We start from the raw sequence: 19,144 nt of genomic DNA, 5'->3' as shown, positions 1-19,144 counted from the left end.
TTCACAAACGAGCAGAAAGATCTGTGAGAACGACTGTTCGGACTCGATTCAGACGCCTACCCACGGACTTCTCTGTTCCCTACGTCACGCTTTCTCTGGCTACTATCAGCTAACTCAGTCGAGTCGGGGGAAATATTTCCGCTCATCATCGGTTGATCGCCGCTCGTCGCGGCACACACACCATCTACCGCAGGAAGTCGATACATGGATACATCGCAGAGCGCGTCCACTGCGCGCCCGACGGTCGGCGTCGTTCGGGAGTCGAACGACGGTGAGCGTCGAGTGGCGTTGGTGCCGAAAATTGTGGCGTCGTTGATCGCCAAGGGCGTCGACGTGGTGGTCGAGTCGGGTGCCGGATTGGGCGCGCTGATTCCGGACGAGTTGTACAAATTGGCAGGAGCCGCCATCGCCGACCCGTGGTCGGCGGACGTGATCGTCAAGGTCGCCCCGCCGTCGGACGAGGAAGTGGGCCGGTTGCATGCCGGGCAGACCCTGATCGGGTTCCTCGCCCCCCGCAACCAGGACAACCAGGTCGCCGCGCTGAAGTCGGCGGGGGTGCAGGCGTTCGCCGTCGAGGCGATCCCGCGTATCTCCCGCGCCCAGGTGATGGACGCGCTGTCGTCGCAGGCGAACGTGTCCGGGTACAAGTCGGTGCTGCTCGCGGCGTCGGAGTCGACCCGGTTCTTCCCGATGCTCACCACCGCCGCGGGCACCGTCAAGCCGGCCACGGTGCTGGTGCTCGGCGTCGGTGTCGCCGGCCTGCAGGCCCTGGCCACGGCGAAGCGGCTCGGTGGCCGGGCCACCGGCTACGACGTGCGCCCGGAGGTCGCCGACCAGGTCCGCTCGGTCGGTGCCCAGTGGCTCGATCTGGGGATCGACGCCGCCGGTGAGGGCGGGTACGCCCGCGAGCTGACCGAGGCGGAGCGGGCGCAGCAGCAGCAGGCGCTCGAGGACGCGATCAAGGGCTTCGACGTGGTCATCACCACCGCCCTGGTGCCGGGCCGTCCGGCGCCCCGGTTGGTGACCGCCGCCGCGGTGGAGGGCATGAAGCCCGGCTCCGTGGTGGTCGACCTGGCCGGGGAGACCGGCGGCAACTGCGAGCTCACCGAGCCCGGTCAGACCGTTGTCAAGCACGGGGTGACGATCTGCTCGCCGCTGAACCTGCCCGCGAGCATGCCCGAGCATGCCTCGGAGCTGTACTCGAAGAACATCTCCGCGCTGCTCGAGTTGATGCTCGTCGACGGGGCGCTGGCCCCTGATTTCTCGGACGAGGTCCTCGCCGCGTCCTGCGTCACCCGTGAGGAGGGTGTGTCCTAGATGTATACCGAATTGTTGGCGAACATCGCGATCCTGGTGTTGTCCGGGTTCGTGGGGTTCGCGGTGATCTCGAAGGTCCCGAACACGTTGCACACCCCGCTGATGTCGGGCACGAACGCCATCCACGGCATCGTCGTCCTCGGTGCGCTGGTGGTGCTCGGCAAGGTCGAGGACCCGCCGTGGGGGCTGCAGGTGATCCTGTTCGTCGCCCTGGTCTTCGGAACGATCAACGTGGTCGGTGGTTTCGTGGTCACCGACCGGATGCTGGCGATGTTCAAGTCCAAGCCCGCCGCACCTGTTGCTGCTGAGAAGGGTGGGGACAAGTAATGGAGTATTTGGTCAACGTTTTGTACATCGTCGCGTTCGCGATGTTCATCTACGGTCTGATGGGCCTGACCGGCCCGAAGACCGCGGTCCGCGGTAACCAGATCGCCGCGGCCGGCATGGTCGTCGCGGTGGTGGCGACCCTGATCGCGATCCGGGACACCTCCAACTGGGTGCTGATCGTCGCCGGTCTGGTGATCGGTGTGGTGTTGGGTGTGCCGCCGGCGTTGCGGACGAAGATGACCGCGATGCCGCAGCTGGTGGCCCTGTTCAACGGTGTCGGCGGCGGCACCGTCGCCCTGATCGCGTACGCCGAATTCCTGGACTCGGACGGATTCACCGCGTTTGCGCACGGTGAGTCGCCGACGGTGCACATCGTCATCGCGTCGCTGTTCGCGGCGATCATCGGGTCGATCTCCTTCTGGGGTTCGGTGATCGCGTTCCTCAAGCTGCAGGAAACGTTGCCGGGCCGGCCGATCGGCATCGGCCGGTTGCAGCAGCCGCTCAACGCGGTGCTGCTGATCGGGGCCGTCGCGTTGGCGGTGATCATCGGGATCAAGGCGATCGACCCGACCGGACCCACCAGCCAGTGGTGGATCGTCGGTGTGCTGGTGCTGGCGGCGGTGCTCGGGTTGATGGTGGTGCTGCCGATCGGCGGCGCCGACATGCCCGTCGTCATCTCCCTGCTCAACGCGCTCACGGGTCTGTCCGCCGCGGCCGCCGGTCTGGCCTTGAACAATCAGGCGATGATCGTGGCCGGCATGATCGTCGGTGCGTCGGGTTCGATCCTGACCAACCTGATGGCGAAGGCGATGAACCGGTCCATCCCGGCGATCGTGGCCGGCGGGTTCGGTGGCGGCGGCGTCGCGGCGGCGGTCGGGGACGGCACCGCGAAGACGGCGAAGTCCACCTCGGCGGCGGACGCGGCGATCCAGATGGCGTACGCCAACCAGGTCATCGTGGTCCCCGGCTACGGGTTGGCCGTCGCGCAGGCCCAGCACGCGGTCAAGGACATGGCCAAGATGCTCGAGTCGAAGGGCGTCGAGGTCAAGTACGCCATTCACCCGGTCGCCGGCCGGATGCCCGGGCACATGAACGTGCTGCTCGCCGAGGCCGACGTCGAGTACGACGCGATGAAGGAAATGGACGACATCAACGACGAGTTCGCTCGCACCGACGTCACCCTGGTGATCGGCGCGAACGATGTCACCAACCCCTCCGCCCGCAACGACCCCTCCAGCCCGATTCACGGGATGCCGATCCTGAACGTGGATCAGTCGAAGTCGGTGATCGTGCTCAAGCGGTCGATGAACTCCGGCTTCGCCGGCATCGACAACCCACTGTTCTTCGCCGACACCACCTCCATGCTGTTCGGGGACGCGAAGAAGTCGGTCGCCGAGGTCACCGAGGAACTCAAGGCCCTGTAGGCCCTGTAGGCCCTCCGGGCCCGTGCGCCTTTTTGGTAGCACCAACTACCAGAAAGGCGCACGGGCGGCGAAGCCGCCTACAGCCGCAGACTGCCGCGGTGCCGGGAGAAGGCGATGGCCGCGGTGTCGGGCCGTCGCTCTTCACGCTCGGCGGCGACGGGGGAGTACAGCATCAGGGTGGACGCCAGCGCCCACCAGATCGCCGAGATGATCAGGCTGGCCGCGAGGCCGAAGATGCCGATGGGCTCGACGAGCGCCGCGGCACCCGCGACACCGAGGACGACGGCGAAACCCAGGCCCGCGATGACGGGCCGGAACCGCGGCGCCGACACCAGCAGCGCCGAACCGTAGAGCGCGGTGACGGCGACGACGTGCCCGCTCGGCAGGAGCACGGACGGCGCATCCGATTCCCAGGCCCGGACTGCGGCGCTGGTGAGATTCGCGCCGATACACAGCAGCAGTACCGCACCCATGCCGTACGAAAGTTTTCGCACCGCCGCGACGATGGCGAGGACGACGGTCGCTGCGAGCACCGTGGTGACGTCGATCGCCTGGATCACAGGATCGGCGACGGGTCGGAGTGCCTCCGGGAGGACGAGACCCGACGATTCGGGGCGGATGAGGTAAAGCGCGCACAGTGCCACCACACCCGCCGCGGCGAAGGCGAGGCGACGAACACTGCGACGCAGCCTGCTAGTCGATTCGGTCACGACACACAGTGTGCCAACCGACGCTGAACGATCGATGAGAGGCCGCTGTGAGGTCGGTGAACGGTCCTGTTCGTGCGTCGAGCGTGTGCCCCGATATCGGGTGGGTGCCGCGTCCCGCGGAGTAACGTGATCGTCGACCGATCTCGAATCGTCTTTCCGCGTGAACACACACGATGTGACCGATATGAGTGGACGGATCTCGCGCCGATCGTTCCTGCAGGCGGTGGCGCTCGGCGGTGGGCTGGGCGCGGTGTCGGCCGGTTCGGCGAGCGCCTTCCCCTTCGACATCGATCCGCTGCGACCGTTGATGTTCTCCTCGCCCCCGCTCGAGCCCTATCGTGATCGGCTCCCGATGCTGCCGCCGATGTCCGGGACGAGGGTCGACGTCCATGCGAGCAGCACGGTCCATCAGTTCCACACCGATCTGGCGCCCTCGCCGGCGTTGGCATACAGCGGCGCGGACTATCTCGGCGCGACGATCGAGGCGCACGTCGATCAGCCGACGACCATCGCGTTCCGGAACAGCATCACCGTCCACCCGTTCGCCGTCGATGCCGATACGTCGCTGCACGGGCTGAGCGAACGGGACCGCACGCAGGTGCCCACGGCGACGCATCTGCACGGCGGGGTGAATCCGCCGCAGTTCGACGGGCACCCCGAGCAGGTGTTCCGGCCGGGGCAGGAGTACCTGCACCACCTTCCGAACCGGCAGGACGCGGCCACGCTCTGGTACCACGACCACGCCATGGGGGTGACCAGACTCAACATCTACGCGGGCCTCGTCGGGCTGTACCTGCTGCGGGACGACTTCGACACCGGGCGCGCCGACAACCCGCTGGGTCTGCCGGCCGGGGAGTTCGAGGTTCCCCTCGTGCTGCAGGAGAAGATGTTCACCGCCGAGGGCAGGCAGCGGATCCGCTCGACGCCCACCGTGCCGCAAGGGAGCTGGGAAGGGGGCGCGGTCGGCGACGTCGGGGTCGTGAACGGCAAGGTGTGGCCGGAACTCGAGGTGGCCCGCGGGTTGTACCGACTGCGACTCGTCAACGCGGGTTCACTCAGTGTGTGGAATCTGTACTTCGGCAACCGCATGCCGTTCTGGGTGATCGGCGGCGACAACGGGCTGCTGGACGCCCCGGTCGCGGTGACACGGGTGCGGTTGAGCCCAGCCGAGCGTGTCGACCTCCTCGTCGACTTCGGCTCCCTGGAACCGGGATCGACGGTGGAACTCTGCAATGACGAGCCACCGCCGTTTCAGGCGGCGCTGATCGGCGAGCGCACGATGCCGAGGTTCTGCCGATTCCGGGTGGGCGCGGCCCGCGGATTCGCCGGTGCGCCGCCGGCGACACTGCGCGGAGGACGGGGCCAGCCGGAATTGCTGCCGCCGATCCCGCGGCCCGAGGTCTTCCGGGACGTGACGCTCAGCCAGCCGAGCGACGTGCGACTCCCGCCGTCGATCATGTCGCTGAACAATCTCCGGTATTCGACCGAGGACATCGAGTTGCCGCGCCAGGGCGCGGTGGAGCAGTGGAACATCGTCAACGCGACCAATGATCCGCATCCCGTGCATCTGCATCTCGCGAACTTCCGGGTGCTGGGGCGTCAGGTCATCGAGACTCTGCGATTCGCATTTGCCGCCCCGCAACCGCCGCTCGGCATCCGGTGGACCCCGTCGGCCGACGCGTTCACGACCTCTCCGCTCATCCCCCCGGAGCCGTGGGAGCGGGGATTCAAGGACACGGTGCTGGCGAACGCCAATTCCGTCACCAGGATCGTCGTGCGGTTCCCCACCGCGGAGGGGTTGGGCTTCGATCCCGACGCGGTGTTCGGGAACGGATCACACGACGTCCACGGGCACGGACCCGGCGGAGGTCCGAGACCGCTGCAGGGCTACGTGTGGCACTGTCACATCCTCGATCACGAGGATCACGAAATGATGCTGAGGTACCGCACGCCGGCCTGAAAGGTCAGGTGCGCCGGACCGCCCCCGCGAACGTGGCCGCCACCAGCACGCAGACCAGGGGCACCACCATCGCAACGGTCAGCGGAACCACCTGGGTGATCCAGCCGATGGTGGCCGGGCCGGCGAGGAATCCCACGTACCCCAGCCCGACCACCCGGGACATGTTGGTGCCCGCGGAACCCGCGCCGAGGTTGCCCGCGGCGGTGAAGATCTGGGGGACGCAGCCCGACAATCCCAGGCCGAACAGCGCCCAGCCCAGGATGGTGAGCGGGAGCAGCCCCGAGACGACGACGAGCAGCATTCCGAGGGCCGCGATCAGGGTGCCGTAGCGGACGACGGCGACGGGACCGAGCGCGCCGCTCACGCGGTCGGCGGTGAACCGGCCCACCGTCATCATCACCGAGAAGGCTCCGAACGCGAGGGCGGCGACGGAATCCGACGTTCCGAGGTGTTCCTTGACTTGCAGGGTGCTCCAGTCGTTCGCGACACCCTCCGACAGCATGAGGACGAAGGCGATGCCACCGAGCGCGAGGACCCGGGTGGACAGCCGGCCGTGTGCCTTCTCGGCGGGAGCGGTGTCGTGCCGAGAGCGGGGACGGTCCGCCATCAGCCACTGCGAGCCCGCGGCGACGGTGACGACCCCGACTCCGCCGGCGGCCAGCAACGCCGTCGCGGGTGCCCATCCGGCGGCGAGCGTCGCCGCTCCGAGCAGCGATCCCGCCACCCCGCCGACGGAGAACAAGGCGTGGAACGCCGACATGATCGGCCGTCCGTACCGCTGCTCGACTTCGACGGCCTGCGAGTTCATCGACACGTCCAGTGCGCCGTTCGCGAAGCCGAACACGAGCAGGGCGAGACCGAGCTGCCAGGCCGCGGAGGCCAGCCCCGGACCCACGGTGGCGACCGACAGTACGAGCCCGGCGACGATCACCATGCGCCTGCTGCCGAAACGGTCGGCCAGTGGACCGCTGACCTGCATGCCGCCGATCGCGCCGACCGCCAGCAGGAGCAGCAGCGAACCCAGCGTGGAGTGGCTGATGCCGGTCCGGTCCTCGATCGCCGGAATGTGCACGACCCACATGCCGAGCAGGAACCCGTTGATCCCGAATATCCCGAACGTTCCCGCACGAGCCCGGCGGAGCGGTTCGGCCACTGGTGCGCGCGTGTCGACCGCGGACGCTCGGGAAGTGCTCACCGACCAAACGTACCGAGGATCAGAGGTGCGCGAGCAGTGAGGCGGGATCGTGCAGCATCGCCGCGACGGACGACAGGAACCTCGACCCCTGCTCGCCGTCGACCACCCGGTGGTCGAACGACACGCTCAGGGTGGTGACCCACCGCACCGCGAGTTCGTCCTCGTGCACCCACGGTCGCTTGGTGACGCTGCCCAGGCACAGGATGGCCGATTCGCCGGGGTTGAGGATGGGCGTGCCCGCGTCGACACCGAAGACTCCGACGTTGGTGATCGACACCGTGCCGCCGGTGAGCTGCGCCGGCTCGGCCCTGCCGCTGCGCGCGGTCGCGGTCAGTTCGGTGATCGCACGGCACAGCTCGAGCAGGCTCAGCGACTGCGCCTCCTTGATGTTGGGGACCACCAGACCGCGGGACGTGGCCGCGGCGATGCCGAGATTGACGTAATGCTTGGTGACGATCTCCTGGTTCTCCTCGTCCCACGAGGCGTTGAGGCTCGGGTTCTCGCGCAGCGCGACGATCATCGCCTTCGCGACCAGGCTCAGCGGTGTCACCGACAGTCCCGCGAATGCGGGAAGGTCCCGCAGGCGTTCGAGCAGTTCCACCGACCGGGTCACGTCGACGGTCACGAATTCGGTGACGTGCGGGGCGGTGAACGCGCTGCGGACCATTGCCGCCGCCGTCTGTTTCCGGACACTGCGGATCGGGGTGCGGGTCTCACGCTCCGACGGCTCCGGCGAGTCCGGTGTCGACGGCACGGACTGCCCGGCCGCACCCGCATGGGATTCCACGTCGTTCCGGGTGACGGCACCGGACGGCCCCGTCCCGGCGACGACGGCGAGGTCGACCCCGAGTTCACGTGCGGCCACCCGGGCGGCCGGGGACGCGTCTGGGCGCCGACGGTCCGGGGCGGACGTGCCGGTCTCCGGAGCTGTCATCAGCTTCCGCCGGGCGCGTTTGCTCTCGGCAGCGGCCTCGGGCCCGTACCCCACTAGAACGGGCGTGCGCGTCGGAGGTTCCTCGGTGGCCGCATCCGTCGTGATCCGGATGATCGGTGTTCCGACCGGCACCGTCGCGCCCGCCGGAACCAGCAATTCCTCCACGACACCCGCGTACGGCGAAGGCAACTCGACGAGCGCCTTCGCCGTCTCGACTTCTCCGATCACCTGATTGAGTTCGATCGTCTGGCCCACCTCGACGGCCCAGGAGACCAGTTCGGCCTCCGTCAGCCCCTCTCCGAGATCGGGTAGGCGGAATTCCTGCGCCAACGGACGGCTCCTCTCCTCCGATGAGTGCGATCAGGCCGCGAGGCTGCGATCGACCGCGTCGAGCAGACGGTCGGCGTCCGGCAGGTGGTGCAGTTCCAGCTTCGCCGGGGGATACGGAACGTCGAATCCGCCGACCCTCAGGACGGGCGCGTCCAGTTGGTAGAAGCAGCGCTCGGAGATGCGGGCGGCGATCTCCGCACCCAGGCCGAGGAACGTCGACGCCTCGTGCGCGACGACGAGCCTTCCGGTCTTGCGGACCGACTCCTCGATGGTGTCGAAGTCGATCGGCGAGAGGGAGCGCAGGTCGATCACCTCGAGCGAGTGCCCCTCGTCGGCTGCGATGGCCGCGGCCGACAGGGCCGTCGGCACGACGGAGCCGTACACGACGATGGTGGCGTCCGTGCCCTCCCGGGCCACCCGGGCCCGATGCAGCGGCAGGTCCGGTTCGGCGTCCACGTCGAACTCGGCCTTGTCCCAGTACCGCCGCTTCGGTTCGAAGAACACCACCGGGTCGTCCGCCGCGACAGACTGCTGGATCATGTGGAACGCGTCCGCCGGGTTGCTGGGCGTGACGACGCGCAGTCCGGCGGTGTGGGCGAAGTACGCCTCCGGCGACTCCGAATGGTGCTCGACCGCGCCGATGCCACCGCCGTACGGGATCCGGATCGTGAGGGGCGCGGTGACCCTGCCCTGTGTGCGGTAGTGAATCTTGGCCACCTGCGACACGATCTGGTCGAACGCGGGGTAGACGAAGCCGTCGAACTGGATCTCGCAGACGGGCCGGTAACCGCGCAGCGCCATGCCGAACGCGGCGCCGATGATCCCCGATTCGGCGAGTGGGGTATCGATGACCCGGTTGTCGCCGAAATCCTTCTGCAGGGTGTCGGTGACGCGGAAGACCCCGCCGAGGCGTCCGACGTCCTCACCCATGATCACGACCTTGCGGTCGTGTTCGAGAGCGCGCCGGAGGCCTGCGTTGAGTGCGGCGCCGAGCGACAGCGTGGTGGTGGTCATGACAGTGCCTCCTCGATGCCGGCGAAGCCTGCGAGGTACGCGGCGTACTGCTCGCGTTCCTCGTCGATGAGTGGGTGGTCGGTGGAGTACACGTGCTCGAACAGATCGAGTGGCTCGGGATCGGGCGCACCGATGGTCCCGGACCGCAGTCGCGCCGCGACGTCGTCGGCGGTGGCCTGCACCCCGGCGAGGAACGTGTCGTCGAGCAGGCCCTCCCGGTCGAGGAGGCGCCTCATCCGGTCGATCGGGTCGCGGGCCTTCCAGACCTCGGTCTCGGCCGCCGCCCGATACCGGGTGGGATCGTCCGACGTGGTGTGGGGACCCATCCGGTACGTGATGGCCTCGATGAACGTCGGCCCACTGCCTTCGCGGGCTCGCTGGGTGGCCTGGCGGGTGACCGCGAGGACCGCGAGGACGTCGTTGCCGTCCACCCGGAGGGCGGGCATGCCGTAACCGGCGGCGCGCTGCGCGATGGGGACGGGACTCTGCAGGCGGACCGGTTCGCTGATCGCGAACTGGTTGTTCTGGCAAAAGAATACGACCGGCGCGTTGAAGCTCATCGAGAAGCCGAGAGCCTCGGCGAGGTCGCCCTGGCTGGTGGCGCCGTCGCCGAAGTAGGCGATCGTCGCGATCTCCGCGCCGTCCAGATGGGCGCCCATGGCGTACCCGGTGGCGTGCAGCCCCTGGGAGCCGACGACGATCGCCGGATTCGTCACATTCACCGAACTCGGATCCCACGCGCAATGGGCGCATCCCCGCCACATGCGGGTCATCACCCCCGGGTCCACGCCCCGGCAGTAGGCGACGGCGTGCTCGCGGTAGCTGATGAACGCGTAGTCGTCGGGACGGAGGGCGCGGGCGGAGCCGACCTGTGCGGCTTCCTGCCCGAGCATCGGAGCCCAGAGTCCCAGTTCACCCTGGCGTTGCAGGGCGACCGCTTCGACATCCATCCGACGCGCGACCACGAGGTCCTCGTAGAGGCCGCGCAGTTGGTCGGGTCCGATGTCGCGGACCAGGCTCGTGTAGTCGGGTCTGAAGACCCGTCGGCCGTCCGGCTGGATGAGCTGGACCGGATAGGCAATCTTGTCGACCATCGGGGTCACCTCGCGTTGTCGAGTCCGTGAACCTTGTGGGTTCGTTGGAGACGGGTACTGCGGTAGGGCAGGTGTGTGTCCTACTTCACAGCATCCACGGGAATGCGAAGTGCGCAAGTGGCACCGACGGCATCGAGCAGAATGCCCAGTTTTGGGGGTCCCACCAGTGTCATGCTGCGTCTAATGACCAATTCGGACACAACCGACGCCAGGTTGTTGCTGCAATTGTCCGAGAACCCCGGATCACCCCGCGAACACGAACCCGATCGAGGCGAGGACGGCGAGCATCGCGAGGTAGACCGCGGGCATCGCCACGGCCCGGGTGTCGGGATTGCCGTAGTCGCCGTGCCGGACGTGAAAGGCGATTGCACACAAGAGGAGAATCAGCAGCGCCACCGTCGCGATCACTCCCAGCGGAGTCCAGTAAAGGCCGACGAGAACGCCGACACCGCCGGCGAGTTCCGCCGCCCCGATCAGCCGGACCTGCTGCCTGCTCAGGCCTCGTGATTGCAACCCCGTCCACGCGGTTCCCTTCAGCCTCAGCTTGGGGATGCTCACGGCGACGGCACTCACGGCGAGGAGCACGCCGCACACGATGAGGAAAACTTCCACGTCGGTCCCTCCAGTTCCGGCCGAATCGGCCTCACTGTTGCCACCCTAGGGCCGCGACCTGCGGTGCGGACCGCTTCCCTCCGCATCGGGCCTCCGAGCGGTTAGCATCGAGCGCGTGAATGCTGTGGGGCTGAACGAAGATGCCGTCTCTGCGTGGATTGCCGGACTCGGTGTGGGAGCGATCGCGCCGCTGAGCTTCGAGAGGATCGGGAACGGTCAGTCGAATCTCACGTACGCGGTCAGCGACGCGGGTGGTGGACGGTGGGTGCTGCGGCGGCCACCGCTCGGACATCTGCTCGCGTCGGCGCACGACGTCGTTCGCGAACATCGGATTCTGTCCTCTCTGCAGGGATCCGACGTTCCGGTGCCGAAGATCCTCGGGCTCACCGACGATCCGGAGGTCACGGACGCGCCGCTCGTGCTGATGAGTTTCGTCGCGGGGGTGGTGATCGACAGTATCGGCGTGGCGAAGAAGCTGACACCCGAGCAGCGGAATGCCGTCGGACTGGCGATGCCGAAGGCTCTCGCGAAGATCCACGCGGTCGATCTCGGAGATGCCGGGCTGGAGGATCTGGCCAGCCACAAGCCTTACGCGGCAAGGCAGTTGAAGCGCTGGACGGATCAGTGGGAGAAGTCCCGTACCCGTGACGTCCCGGCGATCGAGGACGTGGCGGGCATCCTCGAGCGCAACATGCCGGAGCAGGCCGAACTGTCGTTGGTGCACGGTGATTTTCACCTGAGCAACGTCATCACCTCGCCGGAGGAGGGTGAGGTGGTCGCGGTGGTCGACTGGGAACTGTGCACGCTGGGCGACCCCCTCGCCGACGTCGGCGCGCTACTGGCCTACTGGCCCGAGGCGGGCGACGAGGACGCCGGACCGTTCCCCGCCTCCACGCTGGAGGGATTCCCCACCCGGGCCGAACTCGTGGAGGCCTACGTCCACCACACGAAACGCGATGTCACGCATGTGGGGTACTGGCACGTCCTGGCGTTGTGGAAGCTGGCGATCATCGCCGAAGGCGTCCTGCGCCGGGTGATCGACGACCCCCGGAACAAGGCCGAGACCGGTGCGCCCACGGTTGCGTTGATCGACGGCATCATCGCCCGGGCGGTGGCCACGGCGGAGGCCGAGGGCCTGCGCTGAACCATCTGGTGGTGCCGGACGTTCAGACGGCGTCCGGCACCACCAGAAGGGTTGCAGCGCTCCGAATTTCGGCAGGAATCGGCACCGGCCTCCGGGTTTTCGCGCCCACGTACACGTGAACGAAGCGGCCGAGAGCCGCGAGTTCGAGTGCGTCGTCGTTCTCGCGGAAGATCGCGAGCGCGTACACGATGCTCCGGGTGCCCAGCTTCTGAATGGACAACCCCACCTGCAGACGGTCCGGGAACGACAGTTCGCTGACGTACTTGCAGGACGTCTCGGCGACGACGCCGATGGCGGGCAGATCACGGATGTCGGTGCCCGTCGTCGCGATCAGCCAGCCGTTGACGGCCGTGTCGAAGTACGAGTAGTACGTGACGTTGTTGACGTGCCCGTAGTGGTCGTTGTCTTCCCAGCGGGTCGGCACCGGCCACAGGGCGGGGAAGTCGGCGGCGGTCGGCAGGGCGGGGGCGTCGTCGTGTTTCACCGTCCCGACCCTAATGCCACGGATTACCCGGACCACGGGTCGGGCAGAATCGCGTCCTATGTCTGTGCCCGACAGTGATGTGCGTTCACCCGATTCCGCCGCCCAGCCGATCAGCGCCGGAATCGTGACCGCCCTGGTGGGCTTCACCAGTTCGTTCGCGGTCGTACTCACCGGGTTGACGGCGGTGGGCGCGAACTCCGCCCAGGCCGCGTCGGGACTGCTGGCGCTGTGTGTGACGCAGGCGCTGGGCATGTTGTGGATGTCGCGGCACTACCGCATGCCGATCACGCTGGCGTGGTCGACGCCGGGTGCCGCTCTCCTCGCCGGTGCGGGGACGGTGAGCGGGGGCTGGCCGGCCGCGGTCGGGGCGTTCGTCGTCGTGGGGGCGGCGGTGATCCTCACGGGGCTGTGGCCGCGGCTGGGACGGCTCATCGCGGCCATCCCCTCGGCGTTGGCGCAGGCGATGCTCGCGGGGGTGCTGTTGCCGCTGTGCCTGGCGCCGGTGCTGGCGCTGCGTGATGCCCCGCTGGCCGTCGCGCCCGTGGTTCTCGTGTGGCTGGTTCTGCAGCGGTACTCGCCGCGGTGGGCGGTGCCGGCCGCGTTCGCTGCTGCCGCAGTGGTGATCGCGGTCGGTCTCGCCTCCGGCAGCGACGGACTGGACACGAGCGCGCTCCTGCCGAGACTCGACGTCACCGCACCGGCCTGGACGTGGCAGGCGATGATCGGGATCGCGATCCCGCTGTACATCGTGACGATGGCGTCCCAGAACATCCCCGGGACCGCCGTCATGAATTCGTTCGGCTACCGGGTGCCGTGGCGGCCGGCCATGCTGGTGACCGGTGTCGGGACCCTGGTGGGCGCGCCTGCGGGTGGACACGCCATCAACCTCGCCGCCATCAGCGCCGCCCTCGCCGCCGCGCCGTCCGCGCATCCCGATCCCAGGAAGCGCTGGGTCGCGGCCTTCACGGCAGGCTGGGCCTATCTGGTGCTCGCCGCGTGTTCCGCCGCGGTGGCCACGCTCATCGCCGCGGCACCCGAGGGCGTCGTGGAGGCGGTCGCCGGTCTCGCCCTCCTCGGCACCCTCGGCGGGGCGCTGGCCTCCGCCCTCGACGACGTGCGCGAACGGGAAGGCGCCGTCGTCACCTTCCTGATTGCCGCGTCGGGGGTGAGCATCCTCGGCATCGGGTCCGCGTTCTGGGCGTTGGTCGCCGGACTGATCGTGCGGGTGGCGGTGACCTCGCGGCGATAATGGGATGATGACCACCATCGAGGTAGTGCAGGGTGACATCACGACGGTCGAGGTCGACGCGATCGTCAACGCCGCCAACTCCGGACTGCTCGGGGGTGGGGGCGTGGACGGCGCCATCCACCGGGCCGGTGGTGCCGAGATCCTCGCCGAATGCAGGCACCTGCGGGCCACCACGCTGCAGGACGGGCTCCCGGCGGGACAGGCGGTCGCGACGACGGCGGGCCGGTTGCCGGCTCGATGGGTGATTCACACGGTCGGCCCCGTGTACTCCGCTTCGGACGATCGGTCGGCCACTCTGCGCAGCGCCTACACCAGCAGCCTGGCGGTGGCCTCCGACCTCGGCGCGCAGTCCGTTGCGTTCCCGTTGATCTCGTCCGGGGTGTACGGCTGGCCCGCGGACGACGCCGTCCGGCAGGCGGTCGGTGCCGTCCGTGAGTCGGACTCCGGAATTCCGAGGGTGCTGTTCGTGGCGTTCGACGCACGGATGGCGTCCCTGCTCCGCGGCGAGGTGGGGTGATCGCGCTGAACACCGATCTCGTGTATCTGACGGCAGGACTGGCTCTTCTGCTGGCTGCCACCGTTCCACGCCTGTTCCAGGACCGTGCCGTCTCGGCGCCGCTGATCGTCCTGGCGGTCGGAGCGGGGGCCGGCCTGTTTCTCGGCGAGTCGGGCACCGACACCCTGTCCCCGGCGCTGCATCCCGCCGTGACGGAACACCTGAGCGAAACCTGCGTCATCGTCGCCTTGATGGGTGTGGGACTGGCGATCGACAGGCCCCTGGGCTGGCGGACGTGGAATTCGACGTGGCGTCTGCTGCTGATCGCGATGCCCTTCGGTATCGCCGCTGTCGCGGTGCTCGGCTGGTGGGTGGCGGCATTGACCCCCGCCGTCGCGATCCTGCTCGGGGCCGTCCTCGCGCCCACGGACCCGGTTCTGGCGTCCGACGTGCAGGTGGAAGGTCCCACGTCGGGCGGCGAGTCCCATCGGGAGGACGACGAGGTCCGGTTCGCGCTCACCTCGGAGGCCGGGCTCAACGACGCTCTCGCCTTCCCGTTCGTGTATCTGGCACTGTTCATGATCGGCAAGGGGCCGATCGAGCAGTGGATCGTGCAGTGGGTGGCGTGGGAGCTGATCGGCAAGGTCGTCATCGGCGCGGCCCTGGGGTGGATTGCCGGTGATCTGTTCGGTCGCGCGGTCTTCCGCTTCCCGATCGCACACATGCGCCTCGCCGAACGCAGCGAACCCATCTTCGCGCTCGCCGCCACGTTCGCCGTCTACGGACTCACCGAACTGGCCGGGGGATACGGGTTTCTCGCCGTCTTCGCCTGCGCCGTCGCCATCCGTCGGACGGAGCGGGCCCACGAGTACCACGCCGAGATGCACAGCCTGATCGAGCAACTCGAACACGTGCTCACCCTCGCCGTCCTGCTCCTGCTGGGCGTGGCACTCACCTCCGGTCTGCTGACCGAACTGACGTGGGGCGGGGTTCTCGTCGCGGCAGCCCTCGTGTTCGTCATCCGGCCGGTGGTGGGATGGGTTTCGCTGCTGGGCTGCGAGGAGATGTCCGGTCCCGAGCGCCGGGTCACCGCATTCTTCGGGGTTCGCGGAATCGGGTCGATCTACTATCTCGCCTACGCCGCTGCGGAAGCCGGCGTGGACGACGAGAAATGGTTGTGGTCGACGGTGGCCTTCACGGTCGTCCTCTCCGTCCTCGTCCACGGGGTGAGTGCGACGCGGGTGATGCGCCTGCTCGATCTTCGTCGGGAAGGCGGTGCAGTCGCGGACCGTTAGCGTCGCGACTGCACCGCTCGACCAGGGAGTTGCTCCGGCGTGTGCTGGTTCGGTCCTTCACTCGTTGCGCACGGCGGAGGTGCGCGCCGGGTCTGCGGGATGCCCCGTGTCTGCGGGATGCGTCGGGTCCTCGGTTCGGTGGACGAGGACGGGTGGCGCCGCCGAGACCACCGAGGGAGTGGGCCGGTTGCCGGCCTTGATCTCGTTGAACAGGATGTTCAGCAGCACCGCGACGATGCTCGCCGCGCTGATCCCCGAGTCGAAGACGATGTGCACCCATTCCGGGAAGGCCGAGTAGGACTCGGGCACCGCGATCGGAATGACCCCGAATCCGAGGGCCACCGCGACGATCACCAGGTTGAGGTTGCCGTCGTACGACACCTTGGACAGTGTCCGGATTCCGCTCGCGGCCACCGAACCGAAGAGGACGATCCCCGCACCGCCGAGGACGGGCAGCGGCACGGAGGCCACCAGCCGCCCGAGGACGGGGAACAGTCCGAGAGCGAACAGAACCGAACCTCCCGCCGCGACAACGAATCTGCTCTTGATCCCCGTGATCGCGACGAGCCCGACGTTCTGAGCGAACGCGCTGGCCGGGAACGTGCCGAACACCGGTGCCACGGTGGTGGCGAGCATGTCGGCGCGGAGACCGTCGCCGACCCGGCGAGCATCGACCTTCGTTTCCACGATCTCGCCGACCGCGAGGATGTCCGCCGTCGTCTCTGTCATGATCACGAGGATCACCACGGTCATCGAGATGATCGCGCCGATCTGGAACAGGGGAGTGCCGAACGAGAACACCTGCGGCAGTTCGAAGATCGCGCCCTTCCCGACGGCGCCGAAGTCGGCCTTGCCGATCAGCGCGGCGAACAGGGTTCCCACGACGATGCCGATCAGGATGGACAACCGCGACAGGGTTCCCTGGACCAGCCGGCTCACCAGCAACACGATGAACAGGCTGAATCCGGCGAGCCCGATGTTGGACATCGACCCCCAGTCCGGGGCCTTGGCGTTGCCGCCCATCGCCCAGCGCACCGCGACCGGCAGGAGGGAGATGCCGATGACCGTGATGATCGATCCGGTGACGACGGGCGGGAAGTAGCGCACGATCCTGCAGAAGAACGGGCTGACCAACAGTCCGATCGCGCCGGCGACCATGATGGCTCCGAAGACCGAGCGCAGTCCACCCGGCCCGCTCGCCACCGCCACCATCGTGGACACCGAGGCGAACGAAATTCCCTGCACCAGGGGAAGTTTTGCCCCGAAATAGGGAACGCCGAGGGTCTGCAGCAGTGTGGCCGCCCCGCTGACGAACAATGCCGCCGACACGAGCAGTCCGATCTCGACGCCGGTCAGTCCGGCGGCGCCGCCGACGATCAGGGGAGGCGCGATCACGCCGCCGTACATCGTCAGGATGTGCTGCAGCCCGTAGACGTACGACTTGCCGAGCGGCAAACGCTCGTCCTCGGGTCCGGGAGCTCCGGCAACCCGGTGTCCGATCCGCTTCATCGCCGCGCTCCTAGCAGAATCCGGGAACGGAATCCCAGGCGCGGCCGGCGTCGGGAGCGTCCTCGCGCTCGACGGTCGCCTCGATCAACCCGTAGGGGCGGTCGGCCGCGAAGAACACCTCGCCCGGGTTGTCGAGTCCGAACGGTTCCAGGTCGACGAGGAAGTGGTGTTTGTTCGGCATCGAGAACTTCACCTCGGCGATTTCGGGGTGCGCCTCGAGTACCGCCGAACCCATCTGGAACAGGGACTGCTGCAGCGCGAGCGAATGCGTCGTGGCGAACGCCTCCAGCATGATTGCCCGCACGTTCTCGAAGGTCTTGTCGAAGTCGACGTCGGTGGTGAGGTACCGCCACCGGGCGCTCACCGACGTCGCGAGGATCCGGTCCGACGTCTCCTGCAGGGTGGTGTACTTGTCCTTCGGGTACCCGCGGAACTCCGAACCCGTCGACTTCAATACCACCATGTTGCTGAGGCCGGACACGATCCACGTCCGATCGCCGTCGATGGTGACCACGGTGTTCCGCCGTTCGTCGCTCGATCGGACGAAGGAATGGTCGTGGCCCTCGCCGTCGACCGGGATCCGCGCCCACGAGTACTGCTCGATCTCCCATCGGCCGCCGGTGATCCACTCGAATTCCCCGGTGAAGTGCCGGCCGAGTCGCATGGCGAACGTCTCGATCGAACCGACGCCGTCGCGGGCGAACGCGTACACCGTGTTCTTCTGGGTGTCCGTGGCCACGACGTGCGCGTTGTCGCCTTCGGTGTGCACCGCGTCGAGGTCGCCGCGCAGTTGCGATGTCACGGTGACGTCTTCGATGTCGTGTCGCTTCGTGTCCCGGGTGATCTTGACCAACCGGACTTCTGCCTTGCCGTACTGGTTCTGGCCGAGCACGATCTTGCTCATGATTAGCTCCCTCGGTAGGTCGAGTATGCGAACGGGCTGAGAAGGACTGGTACGTGGTAGTGCTGTTCGCTGTCGGTCAGGGCGAACGTGATGGTGATGTCGGGGTAGAACGCCGGACGTCCCTTCGCGGCGAAGTAGCGTCCGGTGTCGAAGACGATCCGGTAGGTGCCCGGATCGAGTCGGGCGGGGCCCAGGGTTGTGACGCGGCCGTCGTCGTCGGTGACGGCGTCGGCCACGGTGATCCAGGCGGACTGCCGCTGGACCGTCAGCGTGACCGGCACCTTCTGCGCGGGCATGCCTTCGGCCGCATCCAGCACGTGGGTGGTGACCTGGCTGACGTCGCTCATGTGTCCAGCATCCCGGCGAGTCGGCGCGCGGCGATGTCGCGCAGTTCCTCTGCGACAACGGCTAATTCGCTGGCCTCGTCGTTGAGTAACCGGCGGTCGAGTGCGGTGAGGATGTCGGACGTGCTGCGGCCGGCGGCGCGGACGAGGAAGACCCTTCCGAACTTGTCCTCGTAGGCACGGTTGCCGTCGGTGAGCCGTTTCTGCGCCCCCGCGTCGGACGAATCGACGTTCGACTGCTCCGAGCGTGCCAGGAGCGCCTCGGCGTCGTCGCCGCCCGGAGGTTCCCCGATTCGGGGATGGCGCGCGAGGGCGTGCTCGATCTCGTCCGCGGAGAGCGGGCCGGCGCCCGTCCTGGCCGCGGTGAGAAGTGAGGCGCGATCGGTGTACGGCCGGGCGGACACGAGTTCGTCTGCCCACCGGGGAATATCCAGGCAGATCCGCGCCAGTTCCGTTGCCTCGGACTGTGAAGCCTCGTTGAATCGGTGGAGTCCTGCATCGAGATCCATGCGACCCTTCTTCCACAATGCGAAATAATGATTCCGTATAGAGAAGCGTGACAGGGGTCACAATTCATGTCAAGGCCCAAAATTGAATTGATCCAGATTCGGATGCGAGCGCGATCCGCGGCGTGCTGGAATCACGACATGGGAAAGCTGTTGTAGAACAACAGGTTATGATCGAACGGCGCGCCGAAGTGCGGGTCCCTAGTCCCAAAGCCGTGTAGTTAAGTCGTGGGTTGTGTTGTCAAGGGTCGATGTCGGTGAGGATGTTGATGGCGATGGTGGCCTTGAGACTTGGC

19 protein-coding genes are annotated in these 19,144 nt (G+C 67.7%); 8 read left to right on the top strand and 11 right to left on the bottom strand.

All coding sequences use genetic code 11. The features are described 5' to 3' along the window. Positions 1-204: 204 nt before the first annotated feature. Genes ACFVJ3_RS29305 through ACFVJ3_RS29295 form a run of 3 tightly spaced genes read left to right on the top strand, consistent with a single transcriptional unit; the run spans position 205 to position 3,068 of the window. Positions 205-1,317: a Re/Si-specific NAD(P)(+) transhydrogenase subunit alpha gene (locus ACFVJ3_RS29305; protein ID WP_378455396.1), complete on the top strand. Its 1,113-nt coding sequence runs from the start codon at positions 205-207 to the stop codon at positions 1,315-1,317. After that, on the top strand, positions 1,318-1,644 hold the full coding sequence (locus ACFVJ3_RS29300; RefSeq protein WP_378455395.1) for an NAD(P) transhydrogenase subunit alpha: 327 nt from the start codon (positions 1,318-1,320) through the stop codon (positions 1,642-1,644). Further along, positions 1,644-3,068, top strand: a complete 1,425-nt coding sequence (locus ACFVJ3_RS29295) for an NAD(P)(+) transhydrogenase (Re/Si-specific) subunit beta (protein WP_378455394.1) — start codon at positions 1,644-1,646, stop codon at positions 3,066-3,068. The genes ACFVJ3_RS29300 and ACFVJ3_RS29295 overlap by 1 nt, the downstream gene beginning before the upstream one ends. Positions 3,069-3,145: 77 nt before the next feature. Here the strand turns inward: ACFVJ3_RS29295 and ACFVJ3_RS29290 are convergent, their stop codons facing one another. After that, positions 3,146-3,778: a hypothetical protein gene (locus ACFVJ3_RS29290; RefSeq protein WP_378455393.1), complete on the bottom strand. Its 633-nt coding sequence runs from the start codon at positions 3,776-3,778 to the stop codon at positions 3,146-3,148. 184 nt (positions 3,779-3,962) lie between these two features. Between ACFVJ3_RS29290 and ACFVJ3_RS29285 the strand changes: the two genes are divergently transcribed. Further along, complete coding sequence (locus tag ACFVJ3_RS29285; protein WP_378455480.1) at positions 3,963-5,738, top strand: multicopper oxidase family protein; 1,776 nt, start codon at positions 3,963-3,965, stop codon at positions 5,736-5,738. Positions 5,739-5,742: 4 nt separating this feature from the next. Here ACFVJ3_RS29285 and ACFVJ3_RS29280 read toward each other — a convergent pair whose 3' ends face one another. The 5 genes from ACFVJ3_RS29280 to ACFVJ3_RS29260 all read right to left on the bottom strand — a co-directional run bounded on the left by ACFVJ3_RS29280 (position 5,743) and on the right by ACFVJ3_RS29260 (position 10,917). Further along, complete coding sequence (locus ACFVJ3_RS29280; protein WP_378455479.1) at positions 5,743-6,891, bottom strand: MFS transporter; 1,149 nt, start codon at positions 6,889-6,891, stop codon at positions 5,743-5,745. Positions 6,892-6,952: 61 nt separating this feature from the next. After that, a complete protein-coding gene (locus ACFVJ3_RS29275) occupies positions 6,953-8,197 on the bottom strand; it encodes a dihydrolipoamide acetyltransferase family protein (RefSeq protein ID WP_378455392.1) in 1,245 nt (414 codons plus the stop codon). Positions 8,198-8,227: 30 nt separating this feature from the next. After that, positions 8,228-9,211, bottom strand: a complete 984-nt coding sequence (locus ACFVJ3_RS29270) for an alpha-ketoacid dehydrogenase subunit beta (RefSeq protein ID WP_378455391.1) — start codon at positions 9,209-9,211, stop codon at positions 8,228-8,230. Beyond that, positions 9,208-10,305: a pyruvate dehydrogenase (acetyl-transferring) E1 component subunit alpha gene (gene pdhA / locus ACFVJ3_RS29265; RefSeq protein WP_378455390.1), complete on the bottom strand. Its 1,098-nt coding sequence runs from the start codon at positions 10,303-10,305 to the stop codon at positions 9,208-9,210. Before pdhA ends, ACFVJ3_RS29270 begins: the two co-directional genes overlap by 4 nt. Positions 10,306-10,548: 243 nt before the next feature. After that, on the bottom strand, positions 10,549-10,917 hold the full coding sequence (locus tag ACFVJ3_RS29260) for a DoxX family protein (protein ID WP_378455389.1): 369 nt from the start codon (positions 10,915-10,917) through the stop codon (positions 10,549-10,551). Between the two features lie 115 nt (positions 10,918-11,032). On the opposite strand from ACFVJ3_RS29260, the gene ACFVJ3_RS29255 reads away from it, so the two are divergent. Continuing rightward, a complete protein-coding gene (locus tag ACFVJ3_RS29255; RefSeq protein WP_378455388.1) occupies positions 11,033-12,061 on the top strand; it encodes a phosphotransferase family protein in 1,029 nt (342 codons plus the stop codon). Positions 12,062-12,083: 22 nt separating this feature from the next. Here the strand turns inward: ACFVJ3_RS29255 and ACFVJ3_RS29250 are convergent, their stop codons facing one another. Next, positions 12,084-12,545 carry an acyl-CoA thioesterase gene (locus ACFVJ3_RS29250; RefSeq protein ID WP_378455387.1) on the bottom strand — a complete coding sequence of 154 codons (462 nt, stop codon included), beginning with the start codon at positions 12,543-12,545 and terminating at the stop codon, positions 12,084-12,086. Between the two features lie 58 nt (positions 12,546-12,603). Here ACFVJ3_RS29250 and ACFVJ3_RS29245 point away from each other — a divergent pair, with 58 nt between their 5' ends. The 3 genes from ACFVJ3_RS29245 to ACFVJ3_RS29235 are packed head-to-tail and all read left to right on the top strand — an operon-like array spanning position 12,604 to position 15,585. Next, on the top strand, positions 12,604-13,794 hold the full coding sequence (locus tag ACFVJ3_RS29245; RefSeq protein ID WP_378455386.1) for a benzoate/H(+) symporter BenE family transporter: 1,191 nt from the start codon (positions 12,604-12,606) through the stop codon (positions 13,792-13,794). Between the two features lie 7 nt (positions 13,795-13,801). Next, the gene (locus tag ACFVJ3_RS29240; protein WP_378455385.1) at positions 13,802-14,311 is read left to right on the top strand and encodes an O-acetyl-ADP-ribose deacetylase; all 510 of its coding nucleotides are present in this window, start codon (positions 13,802-13,804) and stop codon (positions 14,309-14,311) included. Continuing rightward, positions 14,308-15,585, top strand: coding sequence for a cation:proton antiporter (locus tag ACFVJ3_RS29235; RefSeq protein WP_378455384.1), 1,278 nt, complete (start codon positions 14,308-14,310; stop codon positions 15,583-15,585). The genes ACFVJ3_RS29240 and ACFVJ3_RS29235 overlap by 4 nt, the downstream gene beginning before the upstream one ends. Before the next feature lie 57 nt (positions 15,586-15,642). On the opposite strand, the gene ACFVJ3_RS29230 is transcribed toward ACFVJ3_RS29235, so the two are convergent. From ACFVJ3_RS29230 to uraD, 4 genes are read right to left on the bottom strand one after another with little or no spacing between them, the layout of a single operon-like run. Then, a complete protein-coding gene (locus ACFVJ3_RS29230; RefSeq protein ID WP_378455383.1) occupies positions 15,643-17,094 on the bottom strand; it encodes a nucleobase:cation symporter-2 family protein in 1,452 nt (483 codons plus the stop codon). Positions 17,095-17,104: 10 nt separating this feature from the next. Then, positions 17,105-17,998: a factor-independent urate hydroxylase gene (pucL, locus tag ACFVJ3_RS29225; RefSeq protein WP_378455382.1), complete on the bottom strand. Its 894-nt coding sequence runs from the start codon at positions 17,996-17,998 to the stop codon at positions 17,105-17,107. A gap of 2 nt (positions 17,999-18,000) precedes the next feature. Then, complete coding sequence (uraH, locus tag ACFVJ3_RS29220) at positions 18,001-18,345, bottom strand: hydroxyisourate hydrolase (RefSeq protein WP_378455381.1); 345 nt, start codon at positions 18,343-18,345, stop codon at positions 18,001-18,003. Then, positions 18,342-18,851: a 2-oxo-4-hydroxy-4-carboxy-5-ureidoimidazoline decarboxylase gene (uraD, locus tag ACFVJ3_RS29215; protein ID WP_378455380.1), complete on the bottom strand. Its 510-nt coding sequence runs from the start codon at positions 18,849-18,851 to the stop codon at positions 18,342-18,344. The genes uraH and uraD overlap by 4 nt, the downstream gene beginning before the upstream one ends. Between the last annotated feature and the right edge of the window lie 293 nt (positions 18,852-19,144).

This window comes from Rhodococcus sp. NPDC127593 (assembly GCF_042671975.1).
GTDB lineage: Bacteria > Actinomycetota > Actinomycetes > Mycobacteriales > Mycobacteriaceae > Rhodococcus_F.
This window is presented reverse-complemented; position numbering and strand designations above follow the sequence as displayed.